Raw genomic sequence first — 26,440 nt, forward strand, 5'->3', positions numbered from 1 at the left:
GTGTTGAACAATGGCTGTAAGCACGGAAGCCGTAAGAGCGGCGCTCGCCAATCTGGCCGACCCGAATACCGGCAAGGATTACGTATCGACACGTTGCGTGAAGAACATCCGGATCGACGGCTCGGACCTTTCGCTCGACATCGAACTGGGCTATCCGGCGAGAACACAGTTCGATGAAATCCGCCGTGCGGTGATCGCGCAACTCAGAAGCATTCCCGCCATCGGCAACATCAGCGTCAACGTCATCACGAACATCGTCGCCCACACCGTGCAACGCGGCCTGAAACCATTGCCAGGCGTCAAGAACATCATCGCTGTCGCGTCCGGCAAAGGGGGCGTCGGCAAGAGCACGACGGCGGTCAATCTCGCTCTCGCGCTGGCCCAGGAAGGGGCGACGGTGGGTCTGCTCGACGCCGACATCTATGGCCCTTCGCAACCACAGATGCTGGGCCTGCTCGGGCAGAAGCCGGAATCGTCCGACGGCGTGTCGATGGATCCCCTGCACGCCCATGGTCTGCAGGCGATGTCGATCGGTTTCATGATCGACATCGATTCGCCGATGGTCTGGCGCGGACCAATGGTGACGCAGGCGCTAGAACAACTGCTCAAGCAGACCAACTGGCAGGACGTCGATTATCTGGTGGTCGACATGCCTCCGGGAACCGGCGACACGCAACTGACGCTGGCACAGAAGGTGCCGGTGACGGGTGCGGTGATCGTCACCACGCCGCAGGACATCGCCCTGATCGACGCGCGCAAGGGTCTCAAGATGTTCGAGAAGGTCGGCATTCCGATTCTCGGTCTGGTCGAGAACATGAGCATCCATATCTGCCCGCAGTGCGGGCACGAGGAACACCTGTTCGGCCGCGGCGGTGGCGAGCAGATGTGTCGCGACTACGGTACCGACTTGCTTGGCGCCCTGCCTTTGGAAATGTCGATTCGCGAACTGACCGACGCCGGTCAACCGACCGTGGTCGGCGCTCCCCAGTCGCGCGCTGCCGGCATATATCGGGCGATCGCCCGTCGGCTGGCGGTGAAGATTGCCGAGCGGGCCCGCGACATGAGTGCCAAATTCCCCAGCATCGTCGTCCAGAACACCTGAACTGCCGAGCTGGAGCGGTGCCTGCCAGCGCACGGGGCAGTTTCTTCCGTCGCCCGGACACCGTAGAATGGGCACATTTCCCGCATCAACGGTGTTCGCGTGACCAGCAATGTCAATCAAGTCGGATAGGTGGATCCGCCGCATGGTGGCGGAGTACGGCATGATCGATCCCTTCGAGCCGAACCAGGTGCGCGAGATCGATGGCCGGCGCATCGTTTCGTACGGAACTTCCAGTTACGGCTACGATATTCGCTGCTCGAACGAATTCAAGCTGTTCACCAACCTCAACTCGACGATCGTCGATCCGAAGAACTTCGACCCGAACTCCTTCGTCGAGGTCAAGAGCGATTTCTGCATCATTCCGCCGAATTCCTTCGCGCTGGCGCGCACCGTCGAATATTTCCGCATTCCGCGCAGCGTGCTGACGGTCTGCCTGGGCAAGAGTACCTATGCGCGTTGCGGCATCATCGTCAACGTGACGCCCTTCGAGCCGGAATGGGAAGGCCATGTGACGCTGGAGTTCTCGAACACGACGCCATTGCCCGCCAAGATTTACGCGAACGAAGGCATCGCGCAGGTTCTCTTCTTCGAATCCGACGAGGAATGCGAAACTTCGTACAAGGATCGCGGCGGGAAATACCAGGGCCAGCGGGGCGTGACCTTGCCGAAGATCTGACCTGCACGCCGGGCGACCGACGACAGCCGCGCCGCCGTCCTTCCATTCCTGATTCGGTACTGGATTCGCCATGCATTTCAACTTCCCGGTAATCGTCATCGACAAGGACTACCGCTCGGAAAACACGGGCGGTCACGGCATCCGGGCGCTGGCCAAGGCAATCGAGAAGAAGGGCTTCGAGGTCTTCGGGGTAACCAGCTACGGTGACCTCACTTCGTTCGCCCAGCAGCAGAGCCGCGCCTCGGCGTTCATTCTCTCGATCGACGACGAAGATTTCCGGCACGGCAGGGCGGACCAGACCGTCGCCAGCCTGCGCGCTTTCGTCAAAGAGATCCGCTGTCGCAACGAGGATATTCCAATCTTCCTGTACGGCGAGACGCGCACCTCCCGCCACATTCCGAACGACGTGCTGCGCGAGTTGCACGGTTTCATCCACATGTTCGAGGATACGGCCGAGTTCATCGGCCGTTACGTGATACGTGAGGCCAAGGCCTACCTGGAAAGCCTGGCACCACCGTTCTTCCGCGCGCTGACTCATTACGCGGAAGATGGATCCTACTCGTGGCACTGTCCGGGTCACTCGGGCGGCGTCGCCTTTCTGAAGAGTCCAGTGGGCCGCATGTTCCACCAGTTCTTCGGCGAAAACATGCTGCGTGCTGACGTCTGCAATGCGGTCGAGGAACTCGGTCAACTGCTCGATCATACCGGTCCAGTCGTCGCTTCCGAGCGCAATGCGGCCCGCATCTTCAACGCCGATCATCTCTTCTTCGTCACCAACGGCACTTCGACCTCGAACAAGATCGTCTGGCATTCGACCGTCGCACCGGGTGATGTCGTCGTCGTCGATCGCAACTGCCACAAGTCGGTGTTGCACTCGATCATCATGACCGGTGCCATTCCCGTCTTCCTGATGCCGACCCGTAACCATTACGGGATCATCGGACCCATTCCGAAGGAAGAATTCCTCTGGGAAAACATCCGGCAGAAAATCGCGGCGCATCCCTTTGCGCGCACGGTCGCAGCCAAGCCGCGCGTGTTGACGATCACCCAGAGCACCTACGACGGCATCCTCTACAACGTCGAGGAAATCAAGGCAATGCTCGATGGCGTCATCGACACCCTGCACTTCGACGAGGCCTGGCTGCCACACGCGGCCTTCCACGACTTCTACGGGGATTACCATGCGATCGGTGCCGACCGTGCGCGCTGCAAGGACGCGATGATTTTTTCGACGCAATCGACGCACAAGCTGCTGGCCGGACTCTCGCAGGCGTCGCAGATTCTCGTGCAGGATTCCGAAGGACGCAAACTCGATCGGGACGTTTTCAACGAGGCCTACCTGATGCATACCTCGACCTCGCCGCAGTACGCGATCATTGCGTCGTGCGATGTCGCCGCAGCGATGATGGAAGCACCGGGGGGAAGCGCGCTGGTCGAGGAGTCGATCGCGGAAGCGCTCAACTTCCGCAGCACGATGCGCAAGGTCGAAGAAGAGTGGGGCTCCGACTGGTGGTTCAAGGTCTGGGGGCCCGACGATCGTCCGCGCGAGGGGCTCGCCGATCGCTCGGCGTGGATCCTGCGGCCCGGCGAGCGCTGGCACGGATTCGGCATGCTCGCTGAAGGTTTCAACATGCTCGACCCGATCAAGGCCACGATCATCACGCCTGGGCTGGATGTCGACGGAGATTTTGCCGAATCGGGGATTCCTGCCGCGATCGTCACCAAGTACCTTGCCGAACATGGAATCATCGTCGAGAAATGCGGCCTGTATTCCTTCTTCATCATGTTCACCATCGGCATCACCAAGGGTCGCTGGAACACGCTGGTGACCGAACTGCAGCAATTCAAGGACGGCTATGACCAGAACATGCCGTTGTGGAAGGTGATGCCGGAATTTCTCGCCAAGAATCCGCGCTACGATAAGCACGGCCTGAAGGATCTCTGTCACCAGATCCACGGGATATACGCGGCCAACGACGTCGCCCATCTGACTACCCGCATGTATCTTTCGAACATGGAGCCGGCGATGAAGCCGACCGATGCGTTTGCCCGAATGGCGCACCGCGAGATCGATCGCGTCCCGATCGACGACCTCGAAGGGCGGATCACCAGCACGCTGCTCACTCCCTACCCGCCGGGAATTCCGCTGCTGATCCCGGGTGAGCGCTTCAATGCCACGATCGTTCGCTACCTGCAGTTCGCGCGCGATTTCAACGAGCGCTTTCCCGGTTTCGAAACCGACGTACACGGCCTGGTCAAGGCGATCGTAGACGGCAAGCCGGTGTATTCGGTCGACTGCGTTCGCTGAGGTGCGGCGACAGGCTAGTCTTTTGGCTCGCTGGGCGCGTTGTCGGCGGCTGATGAGTCTTCGACCAGGCGAGTGACGCCATCGGCTCCGACTGCCGTGTCTTCGAACTTCAGCAACGTGATCCGGTGGTTGTCCATTTCCAGCACCGTCAGTCGTCCGCCATCGAGATCGACGGTATCGCCGACGTGCGGTACGCTGCCGAGCTTCTTGTAGACCAGTCCGGCGAGTGTCACATAGTCGTCGTCGGTCGGGAAAGGGAAATCGAGCAAAGCGTCGAGATCCGAAACCCGCATCGACGCGTCGATTTCGTACTGACTGCCGACCAGTTTCCTGACTCGCCTCGCCTGCCGTGTGAATTCGTCCTCGTAGTCGCCGACGATTTCCTCGAGGATGTCTTCGAGCGTGATGATTCCTTCGGTGCCGCCGTATTCGTCGATCACCACGGCCAATTGCTGGTGCGTGCGCTTGAAGTCCTTGAGCAGGTCGCTCAGCAGCTTGCTGTTGGGAACGATGTACGGCGCCTGCGCGAACTCGCTGACGGGCATCTTGCTCACCTCGGCGAGCGCATCGCCGGTACTTTCGGCCATCACCGTCAGCAGCTCCTTGATCGCGACCACGCCGGTAATCCGGTCAAGGCTCTTGTCGTATACCGGAAAGCGCGCATGCGGAACATCGCGGAAAACGTGCAGCGCGTCGGCGAGCGTATCTTCCTGAGCCAGTGCCCGGATGCGGGTGCGCGGAACCATTGCTTCGCGCACCGTGTGCTCGTCGAGCTTGAAGACGCCACGAATCATTTCCGTTTCTTCCGGCGCCAGTGTCCCCTCCTTTTCGCTCGCCGAAAGAATCATCCTGATTTCCTCGACCGACATGGTGAAGTGACTATGACCGTCGCCCTCGACGTTCCGCTGTCCGAACAGCCGCAGGAGCCCGTCCGAAGCCATTTTCATGATGTAGATCAGTGGCTTGAGGATCAGGTAGAGAAAATTGATGACGCCCCCGACAGCCATGCTCATCTGTTCTGCCTTGTGGAAGGCAAGCACCTTGGGCGCGAGTTCGCCAGCCACCACGTGCAGGAACGAAATGACAATGAAGGCGAAGACATACGACACCGTATGCGCCGCCTTGTTCACCGCTTCGCTATTGCCAAAAATGGTGAACAGCGCAACAAAGGTTGAATCGGTCAGCGTGCTGATCGTCTCCATGCCGACCGCGCCGAGGCCGAGGGAGACCAGCGTGATTCCCACCTGGGTTACCGAGTAAAAGCGCTCGGGCTCGTTATGCAGCATTTCGACTCTTGTTGCGCGCCTGTCTCCCTCCTCGGACAATTGCCTGATCCGGCTGCGACGGGCAGAAGAGATCGCGATCTCCGAACCGACGAAAAAGGCGTTGCCGGCGACAAAGACCAGAATCAAGACGAGATTTACGTAAAGATGCATTTGCTCCATGTGCCTGTCTCCCCCAATGTGTGGCCGCGTCCGCACGCCCGGACCGCGCCCGCATGCCCCGCTCGATGCCCGGTTCTGCGCCGGTGCCACGGTGCCTGCGCATATGGCATAACCCTTGCAATTGTGCGTGAACTGAGGACGCTTACGCCGCGGAGCCCGAATAATACGCGATTTATGCCTGAGTTCCAGTCATTGCCACGCCGCCGGCGGTGACCGCGGGCCAAGGTGTGGCCGACAGCGGGCGCCGTGCCTACTTTCGGGATGGGCGGCGCGGCCTCGGCGGCTACGGTAGAATAGGCCCTTTGGCGTGCAGGAACAGACAGTGAACGGGATCACCATCGCCCTCTCGAAGGGCCGGATTTTCGACGAGACACTGCCGCTCCTGGCGGCTGCCGGGATCGAACCGCTGGAAAATCCCGAAAGCTCTCGCCGCCTGATCATCCCCAGCAGTCGGGCCGAGGTGAGGGTCGTCGTCGTGCGCGCCACCGATACCCCGACCTACGTGCAGTACGGTGCGGCCGACCTCGGTGTCGCTGGCAAGGACGTTCTTCTTGAGCATGGCAGCGAGGGACTCTACCAGCCGATCGATCTGAAGATCGCCAAGTGCCGGATGATGGTCGCCGCCCCGGCAGGTTTCGACTATGCGCATGCCGTGCGACAGGGAGCGCGTCTCAAGGTGGCGACGAAGTACGTCAACATCGCGCGCGAGCACTTTGCGGCCAAGGGTGTACATGTCGACCTGATCAAGCTGTATGGCTCGATGGAACTGGCGCCATTGGCGGGTCTCGCCGATGCGATCGTCGATCTCGTGTCTACCGGCAGCACGCTGAAAGCCAACAACCTGCTCGCGGTGGAGCACATCATGGATATTTCGTCACGGCTGATCGTCAATCAGGCGGCGCTCAAGCTCAAGCGCGAACTGCTGACCCCGATTCTCGACGCCATTTCTGCGGCGGTCGAGCAATGATCGGGATCAAACGCCTGGCAAGCACCGATGCCGACTTCGAGGAACGGCTAAGGGCGCTGCTGGCCTTTGAAGCAACCCAGGACGACGCGGTGGAGCGGACCGTGGCCGCCATTCTGGCCGACGTCAAGGCGCGCGGCGACACCGCCGTAATCGACTATACGCAGCGCTTCGATCGCCTCGACGCCGCCACGATGGCCGATCTGGAAATCCCGCAAGAGGAACTGCGGCGAGCCCTCGCCGATCTGCCGATGGCGCAGCGGCAGGCGCTCGAAGCGGCGGCCGGGCGCATCCGCCGCTATCACCAGAGACAGTTGCTGCAGAGCTGGCGCTATGACGATGAGAGCGAAGAGGGATTCGGCACGATGCTCGGCCAGCAGATCACGCCGCTCGACCGGGTTGGCCTCTACGTTCCCGGCGGCAAGGCCTCGTACCCGTCGTCGGTACTGATGAACGCGATTCCGGCACGCGTCGCCGGCGTTGGCGAACTGATCATGGTCGTGCCGACACCGGCTGGCGAGCAGAACCCGCTGGTGCTCGCGGCGGCGGCGCTGGCCGGGGTCGATCGCGTGTTCACCATCGGTGGTGCGCAGGCGGTCGCCGCCCTGGCCTACGGTACGGAAACCGTGCCCCAGGTCGACAAGATCGTCGGCCCTGGCAATGCTTACGTCGCCGCCGCCAAGCGCCGCGTCTTCGGCGTCGTCGGCATCGACATGGTCGCCGGCCCGTCGGAGATCCTGGTCATTTGCGATGGCCGGACCGACGCCGAGTGGGTGGCCATGGATCTTTTCTCGCAAGCCGAACACGACGAACTGGCGCAGTCGATCCTGCTCTGTCCGGATGCCGCCTACATCGAGCGCGTTGCCGCCGCTCTCGACGAACTGCTGCCGACCATGCCGCGGCAGGCGGTGATTCGTGCGGCACTGGAAAATCGTGGTGCGCTGATCCAAGTACGCGACCTCGACGAGGCCTGTCGCATCGCCAACCGCGTTGCTCCGGAGCACCTCGAACTGTCGCTGGCTGACGCCGACGAGTGGGTCGGCAGGATTCGTCACGCCGGCGCGATCTTCATCGGCCGCTACACCTCGGAGTCACTCGGTGACTATTGTGCCGGTCCCAACCATGTCCTGCCCACCTCCGGCAGCGCCCGCTTCTCGTCGCCATTGGGAGTGTACGACTTCCAGAAGCGCAGCAGCCTGATCCGGGTTTCGCAGGCGGGAGCGAGAGCGCTCGGTCGCATCGCCGCAACGCTCGCCGAGGGCGAAGGCTTGCCGGCGCACGCAAGATCGGCGGAGTATCGCGTCGACAGTTGACGTCCAAATCGTGTCCGGTGCCACCTCGTGGCGCGAAGACGCGATTGACGTCAGCGTCGACAGCCAAGATACTGGGATGGGCAAGGGGCAGGGGCGCTCCCTGCGCAGTTTGTCACCATTTTTTCGATCTCGACCGAGGAGGGAACGGATGCGCACTATCAATATGTGGAACGCGTTGCTGGCCGGACTGCTGATTGTTGGTTCTGGCGGGGCGGTTGCGGCGCATAAGGGCACGGCGGACCAGCAAAGGGAGATCCCCGTATGTGGCAAGGACACCAAGGTTGCCAAGCCGAACGACGACATGATCTACACTCTAAAGGAAAAGAAGCGGCGGGGATGCGTCATCGACATCAAGGCGTTGCATCCGACCCAGTCAGCGGTCGGCATGCTGGCCGCGGCGTGCAAATCGGCCAAGGTTTCGGCCCGTGCTGCTGCCGGGGAACTGAACGACTACCTGCTGGCCGACAACCGCTGGGTTCCCGTCGTGCGGGGTCCAGGCGGCGTGTTCTATCTCACCGATCACCATCACCTGACCGTCGCCGTCTGGAATGCCGCGATCGACGACAAGGACAAGAAGGTCTATGCCTATCTGCTCGACGACTGGTCACGTCTGCCGGAGAACGCATTCTGGGAGCGGATGGAAAGAATGCACCGTACCTGGCTGAAGGATCCGGCCGGCAAGCCGATAGTGCCCAGCCAGTTGCCGAGCGAGATTGGTAAGCTGCAGGACGATCCACTGCGTACCTTGTCGGCCTGGGTGCGGGAAAACTGCGGCTACGTCAAGTGCGATCCTCCCGGCACGGCCAAGGGCGACGACGAGCAGAGCTGCGCCGATCGCACCTGCGAGGAGAAGTTCGGCAGCAAGAAGGTACCTTGCGCGAATGCCTATTTCATCGAATTTGCGTGGGGCGCTTATCAGGGCGAAGTGCCGGAGGTCAAGGCAGCTCTCGGTGACGACGCCGCGTGTTCGCAACAGAGTCCGATGAATCAGACCTGTCTCGACCGGCAGTACGACCGGTTGCTCAAGGCACTGCCTGCGGCGATGAAGGCGACCGCCACGATCGAGGCGAAGACGGCGGTCGAGAAGCTGGCCCGGGGCAAGGACACTGGCGGGGAAGCCGGCAAGAACGTCAGCGTCGGACACAATCCGGAAGTCCAGACACCTCTGCTACCGCCCAGGTGTGTGCTCGGCGACGGTCGGTAGCCGCGTTCCGACGCCAGCGGACTCGCTCTTCCTCGATGCAGGGGGAGGCGAGCCCGCAGGCCCCCGCGAATGGAACTTTGCCTGGCGATCAGTCGAGAATCTCGCGGAGGGCGGCAAGTAGCGCCTCGCATTGTGCGCTGTTGCCGACCGTGATGCGCAGGTGCTGGTCGACTCTCGGCAATTTGAAATGGCGAACAATGATGCCGCGCTGGCGCAGCGCCGCCGCAAGCTCTGCCGCATCGCGCTGCGGGTGACGGGCGAAGAGGAAATTGGCGGCCGACGGCAGTACGGCAAAACCCAAGGTCTGCAGCGAGCCGCTCAGCTCGTCTCGACTGCGGATGACCGCTTGTCGCGTACGCTCGAAGTGCTCCCGGTCGTCGATCGCGGCGACCGCGCCAGCGATCGCCAGGCGGTCGAGCGGGTAGGAATTGAAGCTGTTCTTGACTCTTTCGAGCGCCTCGATCAAATGTTTCTGGCCGACCGCGTAGCCAACTCGCAAGCCAGCGAGCGAACGTGACTTGGACAGGGTGTGCACTACCAGCAGATTCGCATGACGACCGACCAGGGCAATCGCCGATTCGCCGCCGAAGTCGATGTAGGCTTCGTCGACGACCAGCACCGACTGTCGATGGAGCTGTAACAGGCGCTCGATCGCGACCAGCGACAACAGGCAGCCGGTCGGCGCATTGGGGTTGGGGAAGATGATGCCGCCATTGGCCGCTGCGTAGTCTTCGATGCGGATTGCAAAATTCGCATCGAGCGGCACGGTGACGTGGTCAATTTCGTACAGACCGCAATATACGGGGTAGAAGCTATAGGTGATGTCCGGGAAGAGGATCGGCAGATCATGCTTGAGGAGTGCCAGGAAAACGTGCGCCAGCACTTCGTCGGAACCGTTGCCGACGAAAACCTGTTGCGGTTCGATGCGATGAACGGCGTGAAAGCGGGCAACCGCCTCCTTGACGCGATCTGCGTTGGGGTCCGGATAAAGGCGCAAGGACTCGCCGCCCGCGCGTAGTTCTGCGGCGATTGCCGCGGCTACGCGCGGCGATGGCGGATAGGGGTTTTCGTTGGTGTTCAGCTTGACCAGGTTCGCCAGCCGCGGCTGTTCGCCCGGAACGTAGGGCGTAAGGCGGTGGACGAGGGAACTCCAGTAGCGGCTCATGAAAGGCTGCTTTCGGATGCATGACAAGCGTGAAATGGTATCATGCGCGTCTGCTGCCCGACGCCGGCGATGGCCGGCAGCGCCTGGCAGCAGCAGATCGAATCTTTGTCGAACCCTTTCTCGAACCTTTTCCGGACGCGAAATGCCGCTTGGCAATGGTATCCCGATGCGCCAGACCGAAGTTTCCAGGAATACGCTCGAAACCCGGATTACCGTCCGCCTGAACCTCGACGGCAGTGGTCAGGGCAATATTGCCAGCGGCGTGCCGTTTCTCGACCACATGCTCGAACAGATTGCGCGGCACGGGCTGATCGATCTGGAAGTGCAGGCCACGGGCGACCTGCACATCGATGCGCATCACACGGTCGAGGACGTTGGCATTACGGTCGGCCAGGCGCTGGCCCGGGCACTTGGCGACAAGACAGGGCTGCGCCGCTATGGATACGCGTATGTACCGCTCGACGAGGCGCTGTCACGGGTGGTGATCGACCTTTCCGGACGGCCCGGCCTCGAGTTTCACGTCGAATTTCGGCGGGCAGTGATCGGTGCCTTCGACGTCGATCTGATCCACGAGTTCTTCCAGGGACTGGTCAATCATGCTCTCGTGACCCTGCATATCGACAACCTGCGCGGTGACAATGCCCACCATCAGGCGGAAACGGTGTTCAAGGCATTCGGTCGCGCGCTGCGTATGGCGGTCGAACAAGATCCGCGTGCCGGCGGCAGCATCCCCTCGACCAAAGGATCGCTGTGATGGCGGACAAGGCGCCGCGCGGAGCGATCGTCGTAGTTGATTACGGCATGGGCAATCTGCGGTCAGTGTGGCAGGCCCTGGTGCGCGTTGCGCCAGGTCGTGAAGTGGTCGTTTCGGCGGATCCGGCAGTAGTGGCCGCAGCCGAGCGGGTGGTCTTCCCGGGCCAGGGCGCGATGCCCGACTGCATGCGCGAGATCGACGCGCGCGGCCTGCGCGCCGCGGTGCTCGATGCTGCCAGAAACAAACCCTTTCTCGGCATCTGCATCGGTCAGCAGATGCTCTTCGAGCACAGCGAGGAAGGGGATGTTGCAGGACTCGGCGTCATCGCGGGCAGAGTCCGCCGATTTCCGGCCGAGCGGATGCTGGACGGTACCGGCAGCCGACTGAAGGTGCCGCACATGGGCTGGAACGAAGTGCGGCAGGCACGAGAGCACGGCTTGTGGAGGGGAATCGCCGACGGCACGCGTTTCTACTTCGTCCATAGCTACTTCGTTGCCCCATCGGACCCGGACTGTGTCGTCGGCACCACTGATTACGGTGTCCTCTTTACCAGCGCGGTGGCACAGGATAATATTTTCGCGATACAGTGCCATCCAGAGAAAAGCGCAACGGCGGGGCTTGCCATGCTGGCCAATTTCGTCGCCTGGAAGCCCTGACCGACGGCTGCAGATTCGATCCTCCTGCCGCCGTTCGTCATAACACTTCTTTTTCTGTTTGCAATATGCTGATCATTCCTGCAATTGACCTGAAACAGGGACAGTGCGTCCGCCTCAAGCAGGGCCTGATGGACCAGGTGACCGTATTCTCCAACTCACCCGGCGAGCAGGCTCGCCACTGGTTGGCGCAGGGGGCCAGACGGCTGCACGTGGTCGACCTGGACGGGGCTTTTGCCGGCAAGCCGAAGAACGAGAAGGCGATTAAGGAAATCGTCGAGGCGGTAGGAGACGACATCCCGATACAACTGGGTGGCGGCATCCGCGACCTCGACACCATCGAGCGCTGCCTAGACGACGGCGTCAGCTACGTGATCATCGGTACCGCGGCTGTGAAGAATCCGGGTTTCCTGCATGACGCCTGTGGCGCATTTCCCGGCCACATCATCGTTGGCCTGGACGCGAGGGATGGCAAGGTCGCCGTCGATGGCTGGTCGAAGATGACTGGCCACGATGTCATCGACCTGGCGAGGAAATACGAGGATTACGGCGTCGAAGCGATCATCTACACCGACATCGGTCGTGACGGCATGCTCTCCGGCATCAACATCGAGGCGACGGTGAAGCTCGCGCAGGCGCTGCTGATCCCGGTGATCGCCAGCGGCGGCCTCTCCAGCATCGATGACATCCATGAGCTTTGTGCGGTCGAACAGGAAGGAATCAGTGCGGCGATCGCCGGCCGCGCCATCTACGATGGCTCGCTCGACTTTGCCGTGGCGCAGGCTGCGGCAGACCGCGCTGGGACGCAATGATCATCGTCTGCCGTCAAGCTGCGGGCGGTAGCTGACCTTGGGCCTGGCCAAGCGCATCATTCCCTGCCTCGACGTGACTGCCGGTCGCGTGGTGAAGGGAACCAACTTCGTAGACCTGCGCGATGCAGGCGATCCGGTCGAGATTGCACGCCGTTACGACGAGCAGGGTGCCGACGAAGTCGCTTTCCTGGACATCACTGCGTCCTCGGATCAGCGTGAAATCATTTTGCATGTCGTCGAATCCTGTGCGGCGCAGGTATTCATCCCATTGACGGTCGGCGGTGGCGTGCGTTCGATATCCGACGTCCGTCGCCTGCTTAATGCCGGCGCCGACAAGGTGAGCATCAACACCGCCGCCGTCGAGAACCCGGAACTGGTCGCCGAGGCGGCAGCCAAGGTGGGGAATCAGTGCATCGTCGTCGCCATCGACGCGAAGCAGTCGGCACCTGGCGCCTGGCAGGTATACACGCATGGTGGCCGGAGGAACACCGGAATCGATGCGCTTGCCTGGGCGCGCCGCGTTCAGGAACTCGGTGCGGGCGAAATCCTGCTCACCAGCATGGACCGAGACGGCACTCGCAACGGCTTTGACCTGGCGCTGACCCGTGCCGTTTCCGACGCAGTCGAGGTGCCGGTGATTGCCAGTGGCGGCGTCGGAAACCTGCAACATCTTGCCGATGGCGTTACGGAAGGGCGTGCCGATGCCGTCCTAGCCGCGAGCATCTTTCACTTTGGCGAATACACCGTTCGTCAGGCCAAGGAATACCTGCGCGAGCGAGGGATCGAGGTGCGCCTGTGAGCGATCTCGATCCCGGCCGGCAATGGCTGGATGCCCTCCAGTGGGACGAGCAGGGTATGATTCCGGCCATCGCACAGGATGCGGACAGCGGTCGCGTGCTGATGTTCGCCTTCATGAACCGGCAGTCACTGCAGGAGACGGTTGACACCGGTAGCGCGGTATACTGGTCGCGTTCGCGTCGGCGCCTGTGGCGCAAGGGCGAGGAATCCGGCCATACACAGCGAGTACGGGCGATCCGCACGGACTGCGACGGTGATGTGCTCCTGCTGTCGATCGACCAAGAGGGCGGTATTGCGTGCCATACCGGCCGCGAAAGCTGCTTTTATTTTCAATTGCAGGGGGATTCCTGGGTTGCGGTCGACCCCGTGCTCAAGGACCCCGGGAAAATCTACGGCAAATGAACATGGACATGCTGCACCGGATCTCGGAAACGCTGCTCGCGCGCCGCAAGGCAGATCCCGAAACTTCCTACACGGCGCAGTTGCTGGCCAAGGGGCCGGACGCGATTCTCAAGAAGATCGGCGAGGAAACCGCCGAGCTGATCATGGCAGGCAAGGAGGGCAACCGGCTGCACGTGGTCTGGGAATCGGCCGACGTGCTGTATCACACCATGGTGCTGCTCGCTTTTTACGGTCTGACGATCGAAGACGTGTTGCAGGAAATGCGGCGGCGCGAAGGCATCTCGGGAATCGACGAGAAGAAGTCACGGAAGAGCTGAACAATGGAAAATTGCCTGTTCTGCAAGATCGCGAGAGGTCATCTTCCGTCGCGGAAGGTCTTCGAAGACGACGAGATTTTCGCTTTTCACGACATCAATCCGGCGCGTCCCGTACATCTGCTGGTCATTCCCAAACGACACATCACTTCGCTGGCGACCGTCACCGACGCTGACGCACCGGTGCTCGGCAAAATGCTGGCGATCGCCGGCCGTCTGGCAAGCGAACAGGGCAGCCCGGACGGTTTTCGCCTGATCATCAATTCCGGACGTATCGGTCACCAGGAAGTACAGCACCTGCACGCGCACATCGTGGGTGGGCCGGATCCGGTCGGACCGATGCTCAAGCGAGTCTGAGCGCGCTTCGCCGGAAGCGGACGCAGTGCGACGCGCAAGTGCAGCAATATTGGAGGTCTGACATGGGTTCTTTCAGCATCTGGCATTGGTTGATCGTGCTGATCATTGTCCTGTTGATTTTCGGGACCAAGAAGTTGCGCAACCTTGGCGCCGATCTCGGTGGCGCAGTCAAGGGCTTCAAGGACGGAATCAAGGATGCGACCGCCGACGACAAAGTCGCTGAAACACCACCGCCCGCCGCAGCAGCACCGCCGCAGGTGACTTCTGGCCAGACGATCGAAGGCGAGATCCGCGACAAGACCAGGAGCTGAGCCAGGTGATGGTAGCCTGGCAGCAAGCGGTCAAGCGGGAACCGGCGCCGGGCGCTGGCGTGCCTTGTCGCCATGATCGGAGCTCATCGCCTGTTTCCCGCGAACGGAATACCGCTCATGTTTGACGTCGGCTTCTCCGAGATGATCGTCATTGCCATCGTCGCCCTGGTCGTCATCGGTCCTGAGCGACTGCCAAAGGTCGCGCGCACCGCCGGCCACCTGCTGGGTCGTCTGCAACGTTACGTGAGCAACGTGAAGGCGGACATCCACCGCGAAATGCAGTTGGAAGAACTGCGGAAATTGCAAAGCGAGATCCAGGAATCCGCGCGCAGCGTCGAGCAGAGTCTGACGACGGAAATCGAGGCCGCGAGGCAGGCGGTGCAGCAGACCGCGCAGGCGGTCGGTGATGGGCTGCCGCCGGACCTGGCGCAAGAATGGCCGAACGCGCCGCAACTGCCGGTGACTCCGGCCGCGGCTCCGGCGGCGGCTGCAGCAGATGAAGCGACTGTCGTCGACCAGCCAACTCGGCCGACTTGAGCGGGCGATGAATCCACCCGAAGACTCCTTTCTTTCGCACTTGGTCGAGTTGCGCGATCGCCTGATTCGTGCGTTGGTGGCCATCGGCATCGTTTTCGTCTGCCTTTTCCCGTGGGCGAAGGAACTCTACGCGCTCCTGGCGCAGCCCTTGCTGGCAACGCTGCCGCAAGGTGGCCAGATGATCGCCACCGACGTGATCGGTGTCTTCCTGGTGCCGATGAAAGTGGCGCTGATGGTGGCTTTCCTGATCGCGCTGCCATACGTGCTCTATCAGATTTGGGCTTTCGTCGCGCCTGGCCTTTACGCGCACGAAAAACGCCTGGCACTGCCCCTGGTCGCGGCGAGCGTGCTGTTGTTCTTCGTCGGCATGGCCTTCGCCTATTTCCTGGTTTTTCCCACCGTTTTTGGATTCATGTCGAAGGTGGCTCCGGAGGGAGTCGCCTGGATGACCGACATCGAGAAATACCTCTCCTTCGTGCTGACCACCTTCATCGCCTTTGGCGTCACCTTCGAGGTACCAGTGCTGGTAGTCGTCACGGTTTACGCTGGATTCGTCGATGTCGACAAGCTGAGGGAATGGCGCCCGTATGTCATCGTCGGCGCTTTCGTCGTGGGCGCCGTGTTCACTCCGCCAGACGTGATTTCGCAATTGATGATGGCCATTCCGCTGTGCCTGCTTTTTGAGCTGGGCCTCTTTCTCGCCCGCTTCGCCAGCCGCCGGCGTGCGGCACAAATGACGGCTGGCGAGCCAGCGGCGCCACCGCCGGGCCCTCCGGCAGCCACGTGGGCGCCGTTGTCCACCGAGGAAATCGATACAGCCGTCAAGGAATTCGGCCACCCCACGGAGATCGATCGCAAACCCGATGCCTGATTGCAGGCGACGATCATTTCGTCCGTGGCATCACCGGTGATCCGACGCTGTTCCGTGCGCCGAGCCTCAGGCAGGCACCTTTTCCGGCCCGGCGACGGTGAGCCGATGCTCGACTGGTGCTCCGTCCTCGAACAGCCAGAGGCTGCCGTTCGGCATGGTGGTCCATTGCTCGTTGTCGGTCAACGGCACGGTGGCGATCACCGCGACGCGATCGCTCGGCGTTGTGACATCGCTGAAATCTACGGTCAGGTCCTGATCGCGCAGGTGTGCAATGGTAAAGGGCGCTTGCCGGATGATGTAGCTGAGCTGGGTCGAGCAGTGGGCGAACAGGCAGTCGCCGTTCGACAGCAGGTAGTTGAATGCGCCACTTCGCCCGAGATCAATGGTCAATGGGTGCAGCGCGTCGAACAGACTGCCTCGCTCCGGCCGCCGATCGCCGAAGCGCTGGCGCAGACTCTGCAATATCCAGCAGAAAGCGCGTTCGCTGTCGGTATCTCCGACGGGAGTGAAGCTGCCGTCGAGTTCCGGCGAGAAATCCGGAAGATTGCCATTATGGGCAAAAATCCAGTAACGTCCCCACAGTTCCCGCAGGAAAGGATGCGTATTTTCGAGCGCGACGCTTCCCTGGGTCGCCTTGCGGATGTGCGCGATCACATTCTTCGAATGGATCGGATAGCTGCGCACCAGTTCGGCGACCGGCGAAACGCACGAAGGTTGCGGATCGAGAAACATCCGTGTACCGCGACCCTCGAAAAAAGCGATTCCCCAGCCATCGGTATGGACGTCGGTGGCGCCGCCACGTGCCTGGAATCCGGCAAAGGAAAAGCAGATGTCGGTCGGCACGTTGCAGTTCATCGCCAGCAACTGACACATCGGTCGCTTACTCGCGTTCGCGGCGTTGCGGCGCCCGCCGGCCGACCCGGATCGTTGTATCGAGCATGGCGTCATGCCGGCGCAACCTGAACGCGACGCTTTCGCCGGGCTTCTGACTGGCGATCAGGTCGAGCATGCCCTGCGGATCCTTGACCGGCCGGCCGGCGACGGCAAGCAGAATGTCGCCAGGTTTGATCCCTCCGGCATCCGCCGGGCTGCCGCGCAAGACTCCGGCAATCAGGGCGCCGTTGGTATCGGGCAGACCAAAGGATTCCGCCAGGTCGACAGTGATTTCCTGCGCCTCGACGCCAATCCAGCCACGAGTCACGCTGCCGGTCTGGATGATCTGTTCCATGACGTTCCTGGCAAGCGAGATCGGGATGGCGAAACCGATTCCCAGCGAACCGCCAGAGCGCGAGTAGATGGCCGTGTTGATGCCGATCAGGTTGCCTTGGCTATCCACCAACGCCCCGCCCGAGTTGCCCGGGTTGATCGCCGCGTCGGTCTGGATGAAGTTCTCGAACGTATTGATTCCCAGGTGCGAGCGGCCCAGCGCAGAGACGATCCCCATGGTCACCGTCTGGCCGACGCCAAAGGGGTTGCCGATAGCCAGTGCGACGTCGCCAATCATGACGTTCTCCATCTGGCCCAGTGTGATGGCCGGCAGATTCAGCTCCTTCCCGCTCGCTGGACTGATCTGCAGCACTGCGAGGTCCGACTCGGGGTCACTGCCGACGATGCGGGCGTCCAGAGTACGGCCGTCACTGAGCGCGATCTCGATCTGGTCGGCCGCTTCGACGACGTGAAAGTTCGTGAGAACATAGCCCTTTGGGCTGACAATCACTCCGGAACCGAGACCCGAGGGTTTCGGCGCGTTACCCTCGGGGTTGTCCCCGAAAAAGTGGCGGAAAACCGGATCGTCGAACAGGGGATTGCGGCGCTGTTTGATCTTCTGGGAAGTGAAGATATGTACGACCGATGGCAGTGCCTTCTTGGCCGCATCCCGAAACGAAGTGGTGGGAATCGCCGGCGCTGTGGCCAAGGGCGATTCCTGCAGCGAAACGACGCTGGTGCTGGCGCCCCCCTGTTTGCCCAGCCATTCCGGCTTGAGCGTGCTGACCACGAAAAGAACGGCGACACCAAGCGTCACCGTTTGTGCAAAAATCAGCCAGAGCCTGCGCATGAAAGGAGCCGGTGAATGAAACGCGAAGAATTGACGCGCTACCTGGACAAGGTGCTAGAAACAGGGCGCTTTCGCGATTATTGCCCAAACGGCCTGCAAGTGGAAGGACGCCCGGAAGTGGAGCGTGTGGTTGCCGGAGTGACGGCGACGCAGGCGCTGCTCGATGCCGCCGTGGCACGCCGTGCCGATGCCATCCTGGTCCATCACGGCTGGTTCTGGCGCGGCGAAGATGGCCGTGTCACCGGATTGCGAAAAGCACGCCTGCAGAAGCTCCTGGCAAACGACCTTAACCTGATCGCCTACCATTTGCCGCTAGACAGCCATGCCGAGTTGGGCAACAACGCACAGTTGGCGAAGCGCTTCGGCTGGATTGCCGAAGACCGTTTCGGCGAGCAGGATGTCGGCTGGTTGGGCTGCTGCGAACAGCCGGACCCGGTGGCGGCGATCGCCGAGCGTGTCGGCCACGCACTGCAGCGGAGGCCGCTGCTGATCGGCGACGGCAACCGCCTGGTGCGACGCGTCGGCTGGTGTTCCGGCGCTGCGCAGGACCTGTTCGAGGAGGCCATAGCGCGCGGCGTCGATCTTTACCTGAGCGGCGAGATTTGCGAACAGACAGTGCATCTGGCGCGCGAGTCGGGCGTTGCCTACCTGGCCGCCGGGCACCATGCCAGCGAGCGCTATGGCGTGCAGGCGCTGGCTGCACATCTCGCCGAGCGCTTCGGCCTGAGTTGTGAATTCGTCGATATCGATAACCCCGTCTGAAATACCTGGGAGCGAGCATGAACTATGTATTTCCACCGCCGGTGCAGGTCGCCATTCCCATCGCTGGTAGCCAAAGGCTTTTCCCCGTTCGCCGCGTCTATTGTGTTGGCCGCAATTACGCCGATCACGCCGCGGAAATGGGGGCGGATACCCGCGAGCCGCCTTTCTTCTTCAGCAAGCCAGCCGACGCGCTGGTGCCTGGCGGCGGTGATGTGGCCTATCCTGCCGCCACCGACAATCTTCAGCACGAGGTCGAAATGGTCGTTGCATTGGCGAGTGGCGGTGCCGACATTCAGCCCGAGCAGGCACTCGACTGCGTCTATGGCTACTCCGTGGGCATCGATCTGACCCGGCGCGATCTGCAGCAGCGGGCCAAGGAGAAAGGGCATCCCTGGGACATGGGCAAGGGTTTCGACCAGAGTGCGCCGATCGCCGACATTCAGCCGCTGGCTGCCGTCGGTCATCCGGCGCATGGCTCGATCTGGCTGAAAGTCAACGGCCAATTGCGGCAGAACGGCGATCTCGAGCAGATGTCGTGGAAAGTCGCCGAAATCATTGCCAAACTGTCCGCGTATGTCGCCCTCGCACCCGGCGATCTGGTCTTTACCGGCACGCCCGCGGGAGTGTCTACGGTGCGTCGTGGTGACCTGCTCGAAGCCGGCATCGCCGGTGTCGGCGAGCTGAAGGTTCGGATCGTGTGAACATGGCGAAGCTTGCCGTCAGCTACTTCCCGGCTGTACGCCGGACGACGGCGAGGACTGGCCATTCAGTAGAACGGACCCTTACCGCAACGGAGATTGCCATGAGCGCCATTCGCATCGATTCAAGCTTTCCGCTGACGGCTGCCGCTCGCCTGCTGGCCGTCATGCTGGCGACTGCTGTACCGGCGACCGCGATCGCCGAGGGAAATCAGCCAGCGTCGAGGGGACAGACTGTTTACGTCCCAATCTACTCCGAGGTTCGCCACGGCAATGTCGGTTCATCGGGCCGGACCGACAATACTTTGCTGTCGGTCCTGGTGAGCGTTCGCAATACCGATCCCAGCACGCCGATCCGCGTCGTCGCTGCGCCCTACTACAACGGCGACGGCGTGCTGATTCGCAACTCGGTACCGACGCCGAAGGTCGTCCCACCGTTCGGCACCCTCGAACTGTTCGTCGAACATCGAGAGAACACCGGCGGATCCGGGGCCAACTATGCAATCAGATGGGAAGCGGCTGCCCCGGTTTCGCCGCCGATCATCGAGGCACTGCACAGCAAGTTCCAGGCCGGGTATTCGGTCGCATTCATTTCGCGCGGCAGAGCGATTTCCGAGCCTTGAGATAGCCCGACGGCCGCCCTTGCCCGAGCAGGAAATGCCCGATTCACCGCGGCTGATCCGGCTGGCGACGACGCCCGAGGACCACCGAATCGCGCAACTCGCGGCAGCGGCGATCGGCCTGTCGCTGATCGACGCCGCGATTCCGCTGCCGCTGCCGGGCATCAAGCCGGGCCTGGCCAACATCGTCACCCTGATCGTCCTGGCGCGCCATGGCTGGGCTGCTGCGGCCTGGGTCAGCGGACTGAGAGTTGTTGCCGGTAGCCTGCTGCTCGGTTACTTTCTCTCACCGGGCTTCTTCATGAGCCTGAGCGGCGCGCTATTCAGTCTGCTGACACTGGCCGGTGCGGTGCGCCTGCCGCGGCGCTTCTTCGGACCGGTGAGCTGGAGCATCCTGGCGGCCTTTGCACATATTGTCGGTCAGCTGCTGCTTGCCCGGCTCTGGCTCATACCGCACAATGGCCTGTTTCTGCTCGTCCCTTTCTTTGCCGTCGCCGCGCTGACCTTCGGCATCATCAACGGCCTGATTGCCGCGCGCCTGCTGGTCGACTTGTCGACGCGTGATTCCGAGGTGGAAGATGCCTGAAACGATCTGTCTGGCTTTCACCGGTGCTTCCGGCATCGTGTACGGCGTACGCCTGCTCGAATGCCTGTTGGTTGCCGGCTGCCGGGTTCAGCTCCTGTATTCGCAGGTGGCCCAGATCGTCGCCAAGCAGGAAATGGACCTCGAATTGCCGGCGCGCGCCGGCGACGCGCTCGCCAGTCTTCGTCAGCGTCACAGCGGTCTGCCCGGGCGACTCGAAGTGTACGGGCGCGAAGAGTGGTTTGCGCCCGTCGCCAGCGGTTCGAACCCGCCGGATGCGATGGTCGTCTGTCCGTGCTCGATGGGGACCTTGGCGGCGATTGCACAGGGTTTGGCAAGCAAACTGATCGAACGGGCGGCCGACGTGGTGCTCAAGGAAGGTCGCAAGCTGATTCTGGTGCCTCGGGAGACACCGCTTTCGGTCATCCACCTGGAAAACATGCTGCGCCTGGCACAGGCGGGGGCCGTGATCCTGCCCGCCAACCCGGGTTTCTATCATCGTCCGCCGCGAGTCGAACAACTGGTCGATTTTGTCGTCGCGCGCATTCTCGACCAACTGCGCGTGCCACACGAACTGATCGGGCGCTGGGGAGAAGTGACCGGCAGATGAGCGCCTCCGCCTTTGGCGAAGCGAGCGGCTGATGGCCGGCACTCGCTCGTCGGTGACCATGGTGCTCACCTTCTGTCTCGCCGAGATCTTGTCGATGGCCGGCTTCGCACTGGTGGCGTCGCTGCTGCCGCACTTCACGCGACTCTGGTCGCTGTCCGCGACCGCAGGTGGCTGGCTCGGCGGCATCTTTTTTCTCGGCTACATTCTGGCGGTGCCGGTACTGGTCAGCCTGACCGATCGCATCGACGCGCGGCGGATCTATCTGGCCGGCGCCAGCCTGAGCGGACTGGCGCTGGCCGGCTTTGCCGGCTGTGCCGATGGTCTGGCCGCGGGCCTAGTCTGGTGGTGGCTGGCAGGACTCGGTCTGGCTGGCACCTACATGCCGGGTCTGAAAGCGATGACCGACCGCTTGCCGGTTGCCACACAATCGCGCGGCACAGCCTTCTACACGGCGACCTTTGGAGTTGGCGCCGGCTTGTCGTATCTCTGGATCGAACTTTCGCAGGGACTGCTGTCATGGCGTCTGCAGTTCGCCGTCGCCGCCCTGTGTGCCCTACTCTCGGTGCTGCTCGTCTGGCGCGTGGTTCCCGCGGGAGGACCCTTGCGGCAGCGCAAGGGCAGCCGTGGCCATTGGCGCAGCGTGCTGCGCGACCGTCGCATTCTTGCCTTCTGTGGCGGCTACTTCGGTCACAACTGGGAGCTGTTCGGTTTCCGCGCCTGGCTGGTTGCCTACCTGAGCTGGACGCACGCGCGGTCGCCCGACGCGTGGACCGCGATGCCGGGGCTGATTGCCGCGCTGGCGACCTTTCTCGCAGTGCCTGCCAGCATCCTCGGCAACGAGGGCGCCCATCGCTGGGGCCGCCAGCGCTGGCTGCGAGGCGTGATGCCCTTGTCGTGTGTCCTGGCGCTTGTCGTCGGTCTTGCCGGCGGCGTGTCGAGTCGCCTGCTGGTCCCCCTTCTGCTGGTGTACGCGGCGAGCATGAATCTCGATTCGGCCGCCCTGACTGCCGGTCTGCTCACCGAAACGGTGAGCGAGATGCGCGGTACGGCGCTGGCTCTCTATTCTTCGATCGGCTTCGCCGGGGGATTCATCGGGCCGGTGGCGTTTGGCGTGGCGCTCGACGCTCTTGGTCGCAACAATCCTTCGGGCTGGTCGGCCGGCTTTGTGGCGCTGGCTTGCGGTGTCGGCATTGGGCGTTGGGCGATTGGCTGGACGGGCAGCGTGTCCACGACGGCGTCGTGAGGAAAAAGGCAACTCAGCGCAAGCGCTGAGCCGAGAGCAGCAACCTGCGGATTGGCGTCGGCAAGGCGGCGCTGGCGATGCGTTCCCGAGGCAACCATTCGCAGCCGCTCTCGCCGAGTTGACCACTGCTGCCGGCGACGTCGCAACGCAGCGCGTGGATGGTCAGACGGAAATGGGTGAATGCATGGCGGACCGGCGGCAGGGCCTGTGTGCCGAACACGCGACAGCCGTGGCGCTGAGCAAAGCGTTCGGGTGATTCGCCGATCGCCTCGGGCAAAGTCAGCAAGCCACCCCAGAGGCCGCTCGGCGGACGGCGTTCGAGCAGCACGCGCCGACCGTCGTCGAGCAGCAACACGTTGCTCGAACGTTCCGGCAGAGGCTTTCTTGCCGCGCCGCGAGGCAGTTCCGTTTGCCGGCCCTCGCGCCGGGCGACGCAAACTACATTCAGCGGACAGAGAGCACAGGCCGGCTGATGGCGATGGCAGACCGTCGCACCGAGGTCCATCAAACCCTGCGTGTAGGCTTCGAGGTGGCTCTCCGGGAGCAATGCCGTGGCGATTGTCCACAGCAAACGTTCGTCCTGCGCTGGCGAAATGCCGCCGTCGACCCCGAAGCAGCGCGCCAGCACGCGCTTTACGTTGCCATCGAGAATCGTCGCACGCCGCCCGAAAGCGAATACCTTGATCGCTGCAGCGGTGGAGCGTCCGATTCCTGGGAGGCGCACGTGATCATCGGCATCGATCGGAAACTTCCCGGCATGCTCGGCGACGACGACCTGCGCGCAACGATGAAGATTGCGCGCCCGAGCGTAGTAACCGAGGCCCGACCACGACTCGAGGACGCTGTCTAGACTTGCCGCAGCGAGCGCCTCGATTGTCGGAAAGCGATCGAGGAAGCGATGATAGTAGGGAATCACGGTCGCTACCCGAGTTTGCTGCAGCATGATCTCGGATAACCAGATGCGGTAGGCGTCACGTGTTTGCTGCCATGGGAGAGTGTGGCGGCCGTGGGCCTGTTGCCAGGCAATCACTCTCTGCGCAAAGTTGCTGGCGGCGGTTTGCTCGATCTCTGTCATACGCCAGCCGATCAGTGCCGACGATCGGCGGATGCTGCCGATTCTCGTCGGTGGGCGCGGCGCGGATTTGCGGGAGTGCGGCGAGCGGGCAGAATCGTCTCGACAGGCGACAGCGACGCGGTGATAATGGCGTCCCGGCTTCGCGTGCCGACGCCTGATTCATGGCGTCGAACGGCAACGCGGCCGGACGGCGCGCGAGACCTCGCGAAGGGTTTCTTGCCGGCGCCGAGGGTTCCGCTGGCATCGCGAAATGAGAAAGCTCTTTCCAAGATTATTTCACCGAATTTGGAGTGTAGCACGCTTGCCCGGCGACCTTCGGCCGTCTGACGGGTATGACGGTTCCCAGACACCTGCAAGGAAGACAGTCATGCCCGTTTCTCTTACTATCGGCCGATCTCACGCTTGCGCAGGAGGCTTGTATCGCGCGTCGCTTTCGCGGCCCTCACGTTGATGCAACTACCTCTCCCACCTTCCTGTTGTGTGGAGACGGCCGTCGCCACCGCGCATGCTCCCGGCCTTGACGAAAGCACACTGCCCGCGAGCGATCTGGTGAGTCGCGACTTTCGCGACGCGCTGGGAAGTTTTGCTACCGGTGTCACCGTACTTACTGCGCTAGCTCCAGACGGCGAACTGATTGGCTTGACCATCAGTTCGTTCAACTCGGTTTCACTGAATCCCCCGCTGATACTCTGGAGTCTTTCCCGCGATTCACCACGGTTGAAAGCGTTCCGTGGTGCCAGCCACTACGCGGTCAACGTGCTTGCGGCCGACCAGCAGGTCATATCCGACGCTTTCGCCAGTCGTGACGAGGATCGTTTTGGCAATGTGCGCGTTCGCCGTGGACTGGCCGATATACCACTGATCGAAGGCTGTGCGGCCTGGTTTGAATGCGCCAACGAGACGCAATACCCGGGCGGTGACCATCTGATATTCATTGGTCGCGTCGAGCGCTTCCAATGCGGCGCAACAGGAGATCCGCTGATTTTCCATGCCGGCCGTTATCGGCAATTGCGTGCTGATGCCGACGGCTAGGATCGAGCGGTTTTCGTGACCGTCAGCGCGCCGGTCGGCGCATTGGCGTTTTCTGCAGGCGATTCGAGCGGGACCTGCTGAATGCGTCGATCAGTCCTGGTCAATGCCCGAGACATTCCCGAAATCGCATTGTCGTAGATATCCGATGGAGTATTTGCCTCCTGCCGGCTACGGCTCTGCGCGAGAAGCGGGAATATCCGGTCAATCGACTTGACAAATGGCCGGGAGCCTGTTGGAATCAATAATTGTCCGTATGGGAAGCAATTTTCTCCAAGGAGGATTCTATGGCAAGTTATAAAGAGCTGCTCGCGCAGCGGGCGGTGCTGGAAAAAGAGATAGAAGAAGCTCGGCAGGCAGAACTGGCGGATGCGATCCGGCAGGCGAAGCAACTGATTGCCGAACACGGTCTGACCGCGGCGGACCTCGGATTCAAGCTGACCGGCGGATTAACTGGAGCAACTTCCGCAAAAATCCGGACACCGGTTGCCGTGAAATACCGTGGTCCGCACGGTGAAACCTGGTCGGGTCGCGGCAAAGCGCCCAACTGGCTCACCAGCCTGGAAGCACAGGGACGGCAACGCGTCGATTTCCTCGTTTCCTGACCGACAGCGATAGGTCGCGGCGCTGCGCCGTTTGTGATATTCCGCGGGCAGCTCCGAGACGGGTCGCGAGCCTGCTTCCGGCTGCCGCGTAACGTTCCCAGCGCGGCGATGCCTGCTGGCTGCCGGCAGGCAACCGAAATCATTCGCTTCATCCTGGAAACCACAGAATGCAGATCCTGGTCACCGGAGGTACCGGCTATATTGGTTCTCACGCTTGCGTAGCCCTGCTCGCGGCCGGCCACGACGTCACCGTAATTGACGACCTCTCGAACAGCCAGGTGGAAGTACTCGATCGTGTGGCGCGGATTGCTGGGCGACGACCAGTCTTTTTCAAAGGCGACGTCCGTGATCGTGATCTGCTCCGGAGTATCTTCGCGGCGACGCCGATCGGTGCGGTAATCCATTTTGCCGGCTTGAAAGCGGTGGGAGAGTCGGTTGCCCAGCCGCTGCGCTACTACGACTGCAATGTCGGTGGTGCGATTGCCCTGTGCCAGGAGATGGACGCGGCGGCAGTAAGGACGCTGATTTTCAGTTCCTCGGCGACTGTTTATGGGGATCCGGCGGCGGTGCCGATCCGGGAGGATTTTCCACGCTCGGCGACCAATCCCTATGGCGCCAGCAAACTGATCATCGAAGATATTCTGGCCGATCTCGCGCGTGCCGATTCCGGTTGGCGGATTGCCTGTCTGCGCTATTTCAATCCCGTTGGCGCCCACGAAAGTGGCCTGATCGGTGAGGCGCCGAATGGGGTTCCCAATAATCTGCTGCCCTACGTGGCGCAGGTCGCCGCCGGTCTGCGCCCACGGCTGAGTGTTTTTGGCAACGATTATCCGACGCCCGACGGCACCGGCGTTCGTGATTACATTCACGTAATGGATCTGGTCGAAGGTCACCTTGCGGCCTTGCATTATCTGCTGGACAAGGGTGGGTCGTTGACCGTCAACCTTGGTACTGGTTGCGGGTATTCAGTGCTGGACATGGTGCGAGCCTTTTCCGCCGCCAGTGGACGGCAGATCCCCTACGCAGTGGTGCCACGCCGACCGGGTGATGTCGCCGAATGCTACGCCGATCCGCAGCTGGCCGCCGATCTTCTCGGCTGGAGGGCCCAGCGCGGAATCGAGCAGATGTGTCGCGATGCCTGGCGCTGGCAGCAGGGATCGGCCTCGTAGTCGA

At 62.2% G+C, this 26,440-nt stretch carries 30 protein-coding genes; 25 read left to right on the forward strand and 5 right to left on the reverse strand.

Features of this window, described 5'->3' with window-relative positions:
• Positions 1-10: 10 nt before the first annotated feature.
• The 3 genes from apbC (at position 11) to NFV80_RS09585 (ending at position 4,086) form a co-directional block, all read left to right on the forward strand.
• Entirely contained in the window at positions 11-1,102 is a 1,092-nt protein-coding gene (apbC, locus tag NFV80_RS09575; RefSeq protein WP_295329844.1) for an iron-sulfur cluster carrier protein ApbC, read from the forward strand.
• Positions 1,103-1,211: 109 nt separating this feature from the next.
• Positions 1,212-1,778, forward strand: coding sequence for a dCTP deaminase (dcd, locus tag NFV80_RS09580; RefSeq protein WP_295329846.1), 567 nt, complete (start codon positions 1,212-1,214; stop codon positions 1,776-1,778).
• A gap of 70 nt (positions 1,779-1,848) precedes the next feature.
• Positions 1,849-4,086, forward strand: coding sequence for an arginine/lysine/ornithine decarboxylase (locus NFV80_RS09585; RefSeq protein ID WP_295329847.1), 2,238 nt, complete (start codon positions 1,849-1,851; stop codon positions 4,084-4,086).
• Positions 4,087-4,100: 14 nt separating this feature from the next.
• Here NFV80_RS09585 and NFV80_RS09590 read toward each other — a convergent pair whose 3' ends face one another.
• Complete coding sequence (locus NFV80_RS09590) at positions 4,101-5,522, reverse strand: hemolysin family protein (protein WP_295329848.1); 1,422 nt, start codon at positions 5,520-5,522, stop codon at positions 4,101-4,103.
• Between the two features lie 331 nt (positions 5,523-5,853).
• Between NFV80_RS09590 and hisG the strand changes: the two genes are divergently transcribed.
• The 3 genes from hisG to NFV80_RS09605 all read left to right on the forward strand — a co-directional run bounded on the left by hisG (position 5,854) and on the right by NFV80_RS09605 (position 9,012).
• Entirely contained in the window at positions 5,854-6,498 is a 645-nt protein-coding gene (gene hisG, locus NFV80_RS09595; RefSeq protein ID WP_295329850.1) for an ATP phosphoribosyltransferase, read from the forward strand.
• On the forward strand, positions 6,495-7,808 hold the full coding sequence (gene hisD / locus NFV80_RS09600) for a histidinol dehydrogenase (protein ID WP_295329852.1): 1,314 nt from the start codon (positions 6,495-6,497) through the stop codon (positions 7,806-7,808). Before hisG ends, hisD begins: the two co-directional genes overlap by 4 nt.
• A gap of 148 nt (positions 7,809-7,956) precedes the next feature.
• Complete coding sequence (locus tag NFV80_RS09605; protein ID WP_295329854.1) at positions 7,957-9,012, forward strand: ParB/Srx family N-terminal domain-containing protein; 1,056 nt, start codon at positions 7,957-7,959, stop codon at positions 9,010-9,012.
• 88 nt (positions 9,013-9,100) lie between these two features.
• On the opposite strand, the gene hisC is transcribed toward NFV80_RS09605, so the two are convergent.
• Positions 9,101-10,177, reverse strand: a complete 1,077-nt coding sequence (gene hisC, locus NFV80_RS09610) for a histidinol-phosphate transaminase (RefSeq protein WP_295329856.1) — start codon at positions 10,175-10,177, stop codon at positions 9,101-9,103.
• Positions 10,178-10,343: 166 nt separating this feature from the next.
• On the opposite strand from hisC, the gene hisB reads away from it, so the two are divergent.
• The 10 genes from hisB to tatC all read left to right on the forward strand — a co-directional run bounded on the left by hisB (position 10,344) and on the right by tatC (position 15,986).
• Positions 10,344-10,931, forward strand: a complete 588-nt coding sequence (gene hisB, locus NFV80_RS09615; RefSeq protein WP_295329857.1) for an imidazoleglycerol-phosphate dehydratase HisB — start codon at positions 10,344-10,346, stop codon at positions 10,929-10,931.
• Positions 10,931-11,587 carry an imidazole glycerol phosphate synthase subunit HisH gene (hisH, locus tag NFV80_RS09620; RefSeq protein ID WP_295329859.1) on the forward strand — a complete coding sequence of 219 codons (657 nt, stop codon included), beginning with the start codon at positions 10,931-10,933 and terminating at the stop codon, positions 11,585-11,587. Before hisB ends, hisH begins: the two co-directional genes overlap by 1 nt.
• Before the next feature lie 65 nt (positions 11,588-11,652).
• Positions 11,653-12,396, forward strand: coding sequence for a 1-(5-phosphoribosyl)-5-[(5-phosphoribosylamino)methylideneamino]imidazole-4-carboxamide isomerase (hisA, locus tag NFV80_RS09625; RefSeq protein WP_295329861.1), 744 nt, complete (start codon positions 11,653-11,655; stop codon positions 12,394-12,396).
• Between the two features lie 37 nt (positions 12,397-12,433).
• Positions 12,434-13,195: an imidazole glycerol phosphate synthase subunit HisF gene (hisF, locus tag NFV80_RS09630; protein ID WP_295329862.1), complete on the forward strand. Its 762-nt coding sequence runs from the start codon at positions 12,434-12,436 to the stop codon at positions 13,193-13,195.
• Positions 13,192-13,596, forward strand: coding sequence for a phosphoribosyl-AMP cyclohydrolase (hisI, locus tag NFV80_RS09635; protein ID WP_295329864.1), 405 nt, complete (start codon positions 13,192-13,194; stop codon positions 13,594-13,596). The genes hisF and hisI overlap by 4 nt, the downstream gene beginning before the upstream one ends.
• Positions 13,593-13,913, forward strand: coding sequence for a phosphoribosyl-ATP diphosphatase (locus NFV80_RS09640; RefSeq protein WP_295329866.1), 321 nt, complete (start codon positions 13,593-13,595; stop codon positions 13,911-13,913). The genes hisI and NFV80_RS09640 overlap by 4 nt, the downstream gene beginning before the upstream one ends.
• Before the next feature lie 3 nt (positions 13,914-13,916).
• Entirely contained in the window at positions 13,917-14,267 is a 351-nt protein-coding gene (locus tag NFV80_RS09645) for a histidine triad nucleotide-binding protein (RefSeq protein ID WP_295329868.1), read from the forward strand.
• A 62-nt stretch (positions 14,268-14,329) separates the two neighbouring features.
• Complete coding sequence (tatA, locus tag NFV80_RS09650) at positions 14,330-14,578, forward strand: Sec-independent protein translocase subunit TatA (protein WP_295329870.1); 249 nt, start codon at positions 14,330-14,332, stop codon at positions 14,576-14,578.
• Between the two features lie 117 nt (positions 14,579-14,695).
• Complete coding sequence (gene tatB / locus NFV80_RS09655; RefSeq protein ID WP_295329872.1) at positions 14,696-15,115, forward strand: Sec-independent protein translocase protein TatB; 420 nt, start codon at positions 14,696-14,698, stop codon at positions 15,113-15,115.
• 7 nt (positions 15,116-15,122) lie between these two features.
• Positions 15,123-15,986 (forward strand): twin-arginine translocase subunit TatC, encoded by an 864-nt coding sequence (tatC, locus tag NFV80_RS09660; RefSeq protein ID WP_295329873.1) that lies wholly within the window; start codon positions 15,123-15,125, stop codon positions 15,984-15,986.
• A gap of 66 nt (positions 15,987-16,052) precedes the next feature.
• On the opposite strand, the gene NFV80_RS09665 is transcribed toward tatC, so the two are convergent.
• Both NFV80_RS09665 and NFV80_RS09670 read right to left on the reverse strand, forming a co-directional pair.
• Complete coding sequence (locus NFV80_RS09665; RefSeq protein WP_295329874.1) at positions 16,053-16,859, reverse strand: class II glutamine amidotransferase; 807 nt, start codon at positions 16,857-16,859, stop codon at positions 16,053-16,055.
• A 7-nt stretch (positions 16,860-16,866) separates the two neighbouring features.
• A complete protein-coding gene (locus NFV80_RS09670; protein ID WP_295329876.1) occupies positions 16,867-18,042 on the reverse strand; it encodes a Do family serine endopeptidase in 1,176 nt (391 codons plus the stop codon).
• Positions 18,043-18,057: 15 nt separating this feature from the next.
• Between NFV80_RS09670 and NFV80_RS09675 the strand changes: the two genes are divergently transcribed.
• The 6 genes from NFV80_RS09675 (at position 18,058) to NFV80_RS09700 (ending at position 22,558) form a co-directional block, all read left to right on the forward strand.
• The gene (locus NFV80_RS09675; protein WP_295329878.1) at positions 18,058-18,804 is read left to right on the forward strand and encodes a Nif3-like dinuclear metal center hexameric protein; all 747 of its coding nucleotides are present in this window, start codon (positions 18,058-18,060) and stop codon (positions 18,802-18,804) included.
• A gap of 17 nt (positions 18,805-18,821) precedes the next feature.
• The gene (locus tag NFV80_RS09680; protein ID WP_295329880.1) at positions 18,822-19,505 is read left to right on the forward strand and encodes a fumarylacetoacetate hydrolase family protein; all 684 of its coding nucleotides are present in this window, start codon (positions 18,822-18,824) and stop codon (positions 19,503-19,505) included.
• 101 nt (positions 19,506-19,606) lie between these two features.
• Positions 19,607-20,125: a DUF3124 domain-containing protein gene (locus NFV80_RS09685; RefSeq protein WP_295329881.1), complete on the forward strand. Its 519-nt coding sequence runs from the start codon at positions 19,607-19,609 to the stop codon at positions 20,123-20,125.
• Positions 20,126-20,159: 34 nt separating this feature from the next.
• The gene (locus NFV80_RS09690; RefSeq protein ID WP_295329882.1) at positions 20,160-20,708 is read left to right on the forward strand and encodes a Gx transporter family protein; all 549 of its coding nucleotides are present in this window, start codon (positions 20,160-20,162) and stop codon (positions 20,706-20,708) included.
• Positions 20,701-21,315 carry a flavin prenyltransferase UbiX gene (locus NFV80_RS09695; protein ID WP_295329883.1) on the forward strand — a complete coding sequence of 205 codons (615 nt, stop codon included), beginning with the start codon at positions 20,701-20,703 and terminating at the stop codon, positions 21,313-21,315. Before NFV80_RS09690 ends, NFV80_RS09695 begins: the two co-directional genes overlap by 8 nt.
• 31 nt (positions 21,316-21,346) lie before the next feature.
• Complete coding sequence (locus tag NFV80_RS09700; protein WP_295329884.1) at positions 21,347-22,558, forward strand: MFS transporter; 1,212 nt, start codon at positions 21,347-21,349, stop codon at positions 22,556-22,558.
• A 13-nt stretch (positions 22,559-22,571) separates the two neighbouring features.
• On the opposite strand, the gene mutY is transcribed toward NFV80_RS09700, so the two are convergent.
• The gene (gene mutY / locus NFV80_RS09705; RefSeq protein ID WP_295329885.1) at positions 22,572-23,633 is read right to left on the reverse strand and encodes an A/G-specific adenine glycosylase; all 1,062 of its coding nucleotides are present in this window, start codon (positions 23,631-23,633) and stop codon (positions 22,572-22,574) included.
• Positions 23,634-24,182: 549 nt separating this feature from the next.
• Here mutY and NFV80_RS09710 point away from each other — a divergent pair.
• The 3 genes from NFV80_RS09710 to galE all read left to right on the forward strand — a co-directional run bounded on the left by NFV80_RS09710 (position 24,183) and on the right by galE (position 26,436).
• The gene (locus NFV80_RS09710; protein WP_296758518.1) at positions 24,183-24,665 is read left to right on the forward strand and encodes a flavin reductase family protein; all 483 of its coding nucleotides are present in this window, start codon (positions 24,183-24,185) and stop codon (positions 24,663-24,665) included.
• 284 nt (positions 24,666-24,949) lie between these two features.
• A complete protein-coding gene (locus NFV80_RS09715) occupies positions 24,950-25,267 on the forward strand; it encodes an H-NS histone family protein (RefSeq protein WP_295329954.1) in 318 nt (105 codons plus the stop codon).
• 167 nt (positions 25,268-25,434) lie between these two features.
• Entirely contained in the window at positions 25,435-26,436 is a 1,002-nt protein-coding gene (gene galE / locus NFV80_RS09720; protein ID WP_295329890.1) for a UDP-glucose 4-epimerase GalE, read from the forward strand.
• The last annotated feature ends 4 nt before the right edge of the window (positions 26,437-26,440 follow it).

Origin of the sequence: Accumulibacter sp. (assembly GCF_023806565.1) — a bacterium.
Lineage (GTDB): Bacteria > Pseudomonadota > Gammaproteobacteria > Burkholderiales > Rhodocyclaceae > Accumulibacter.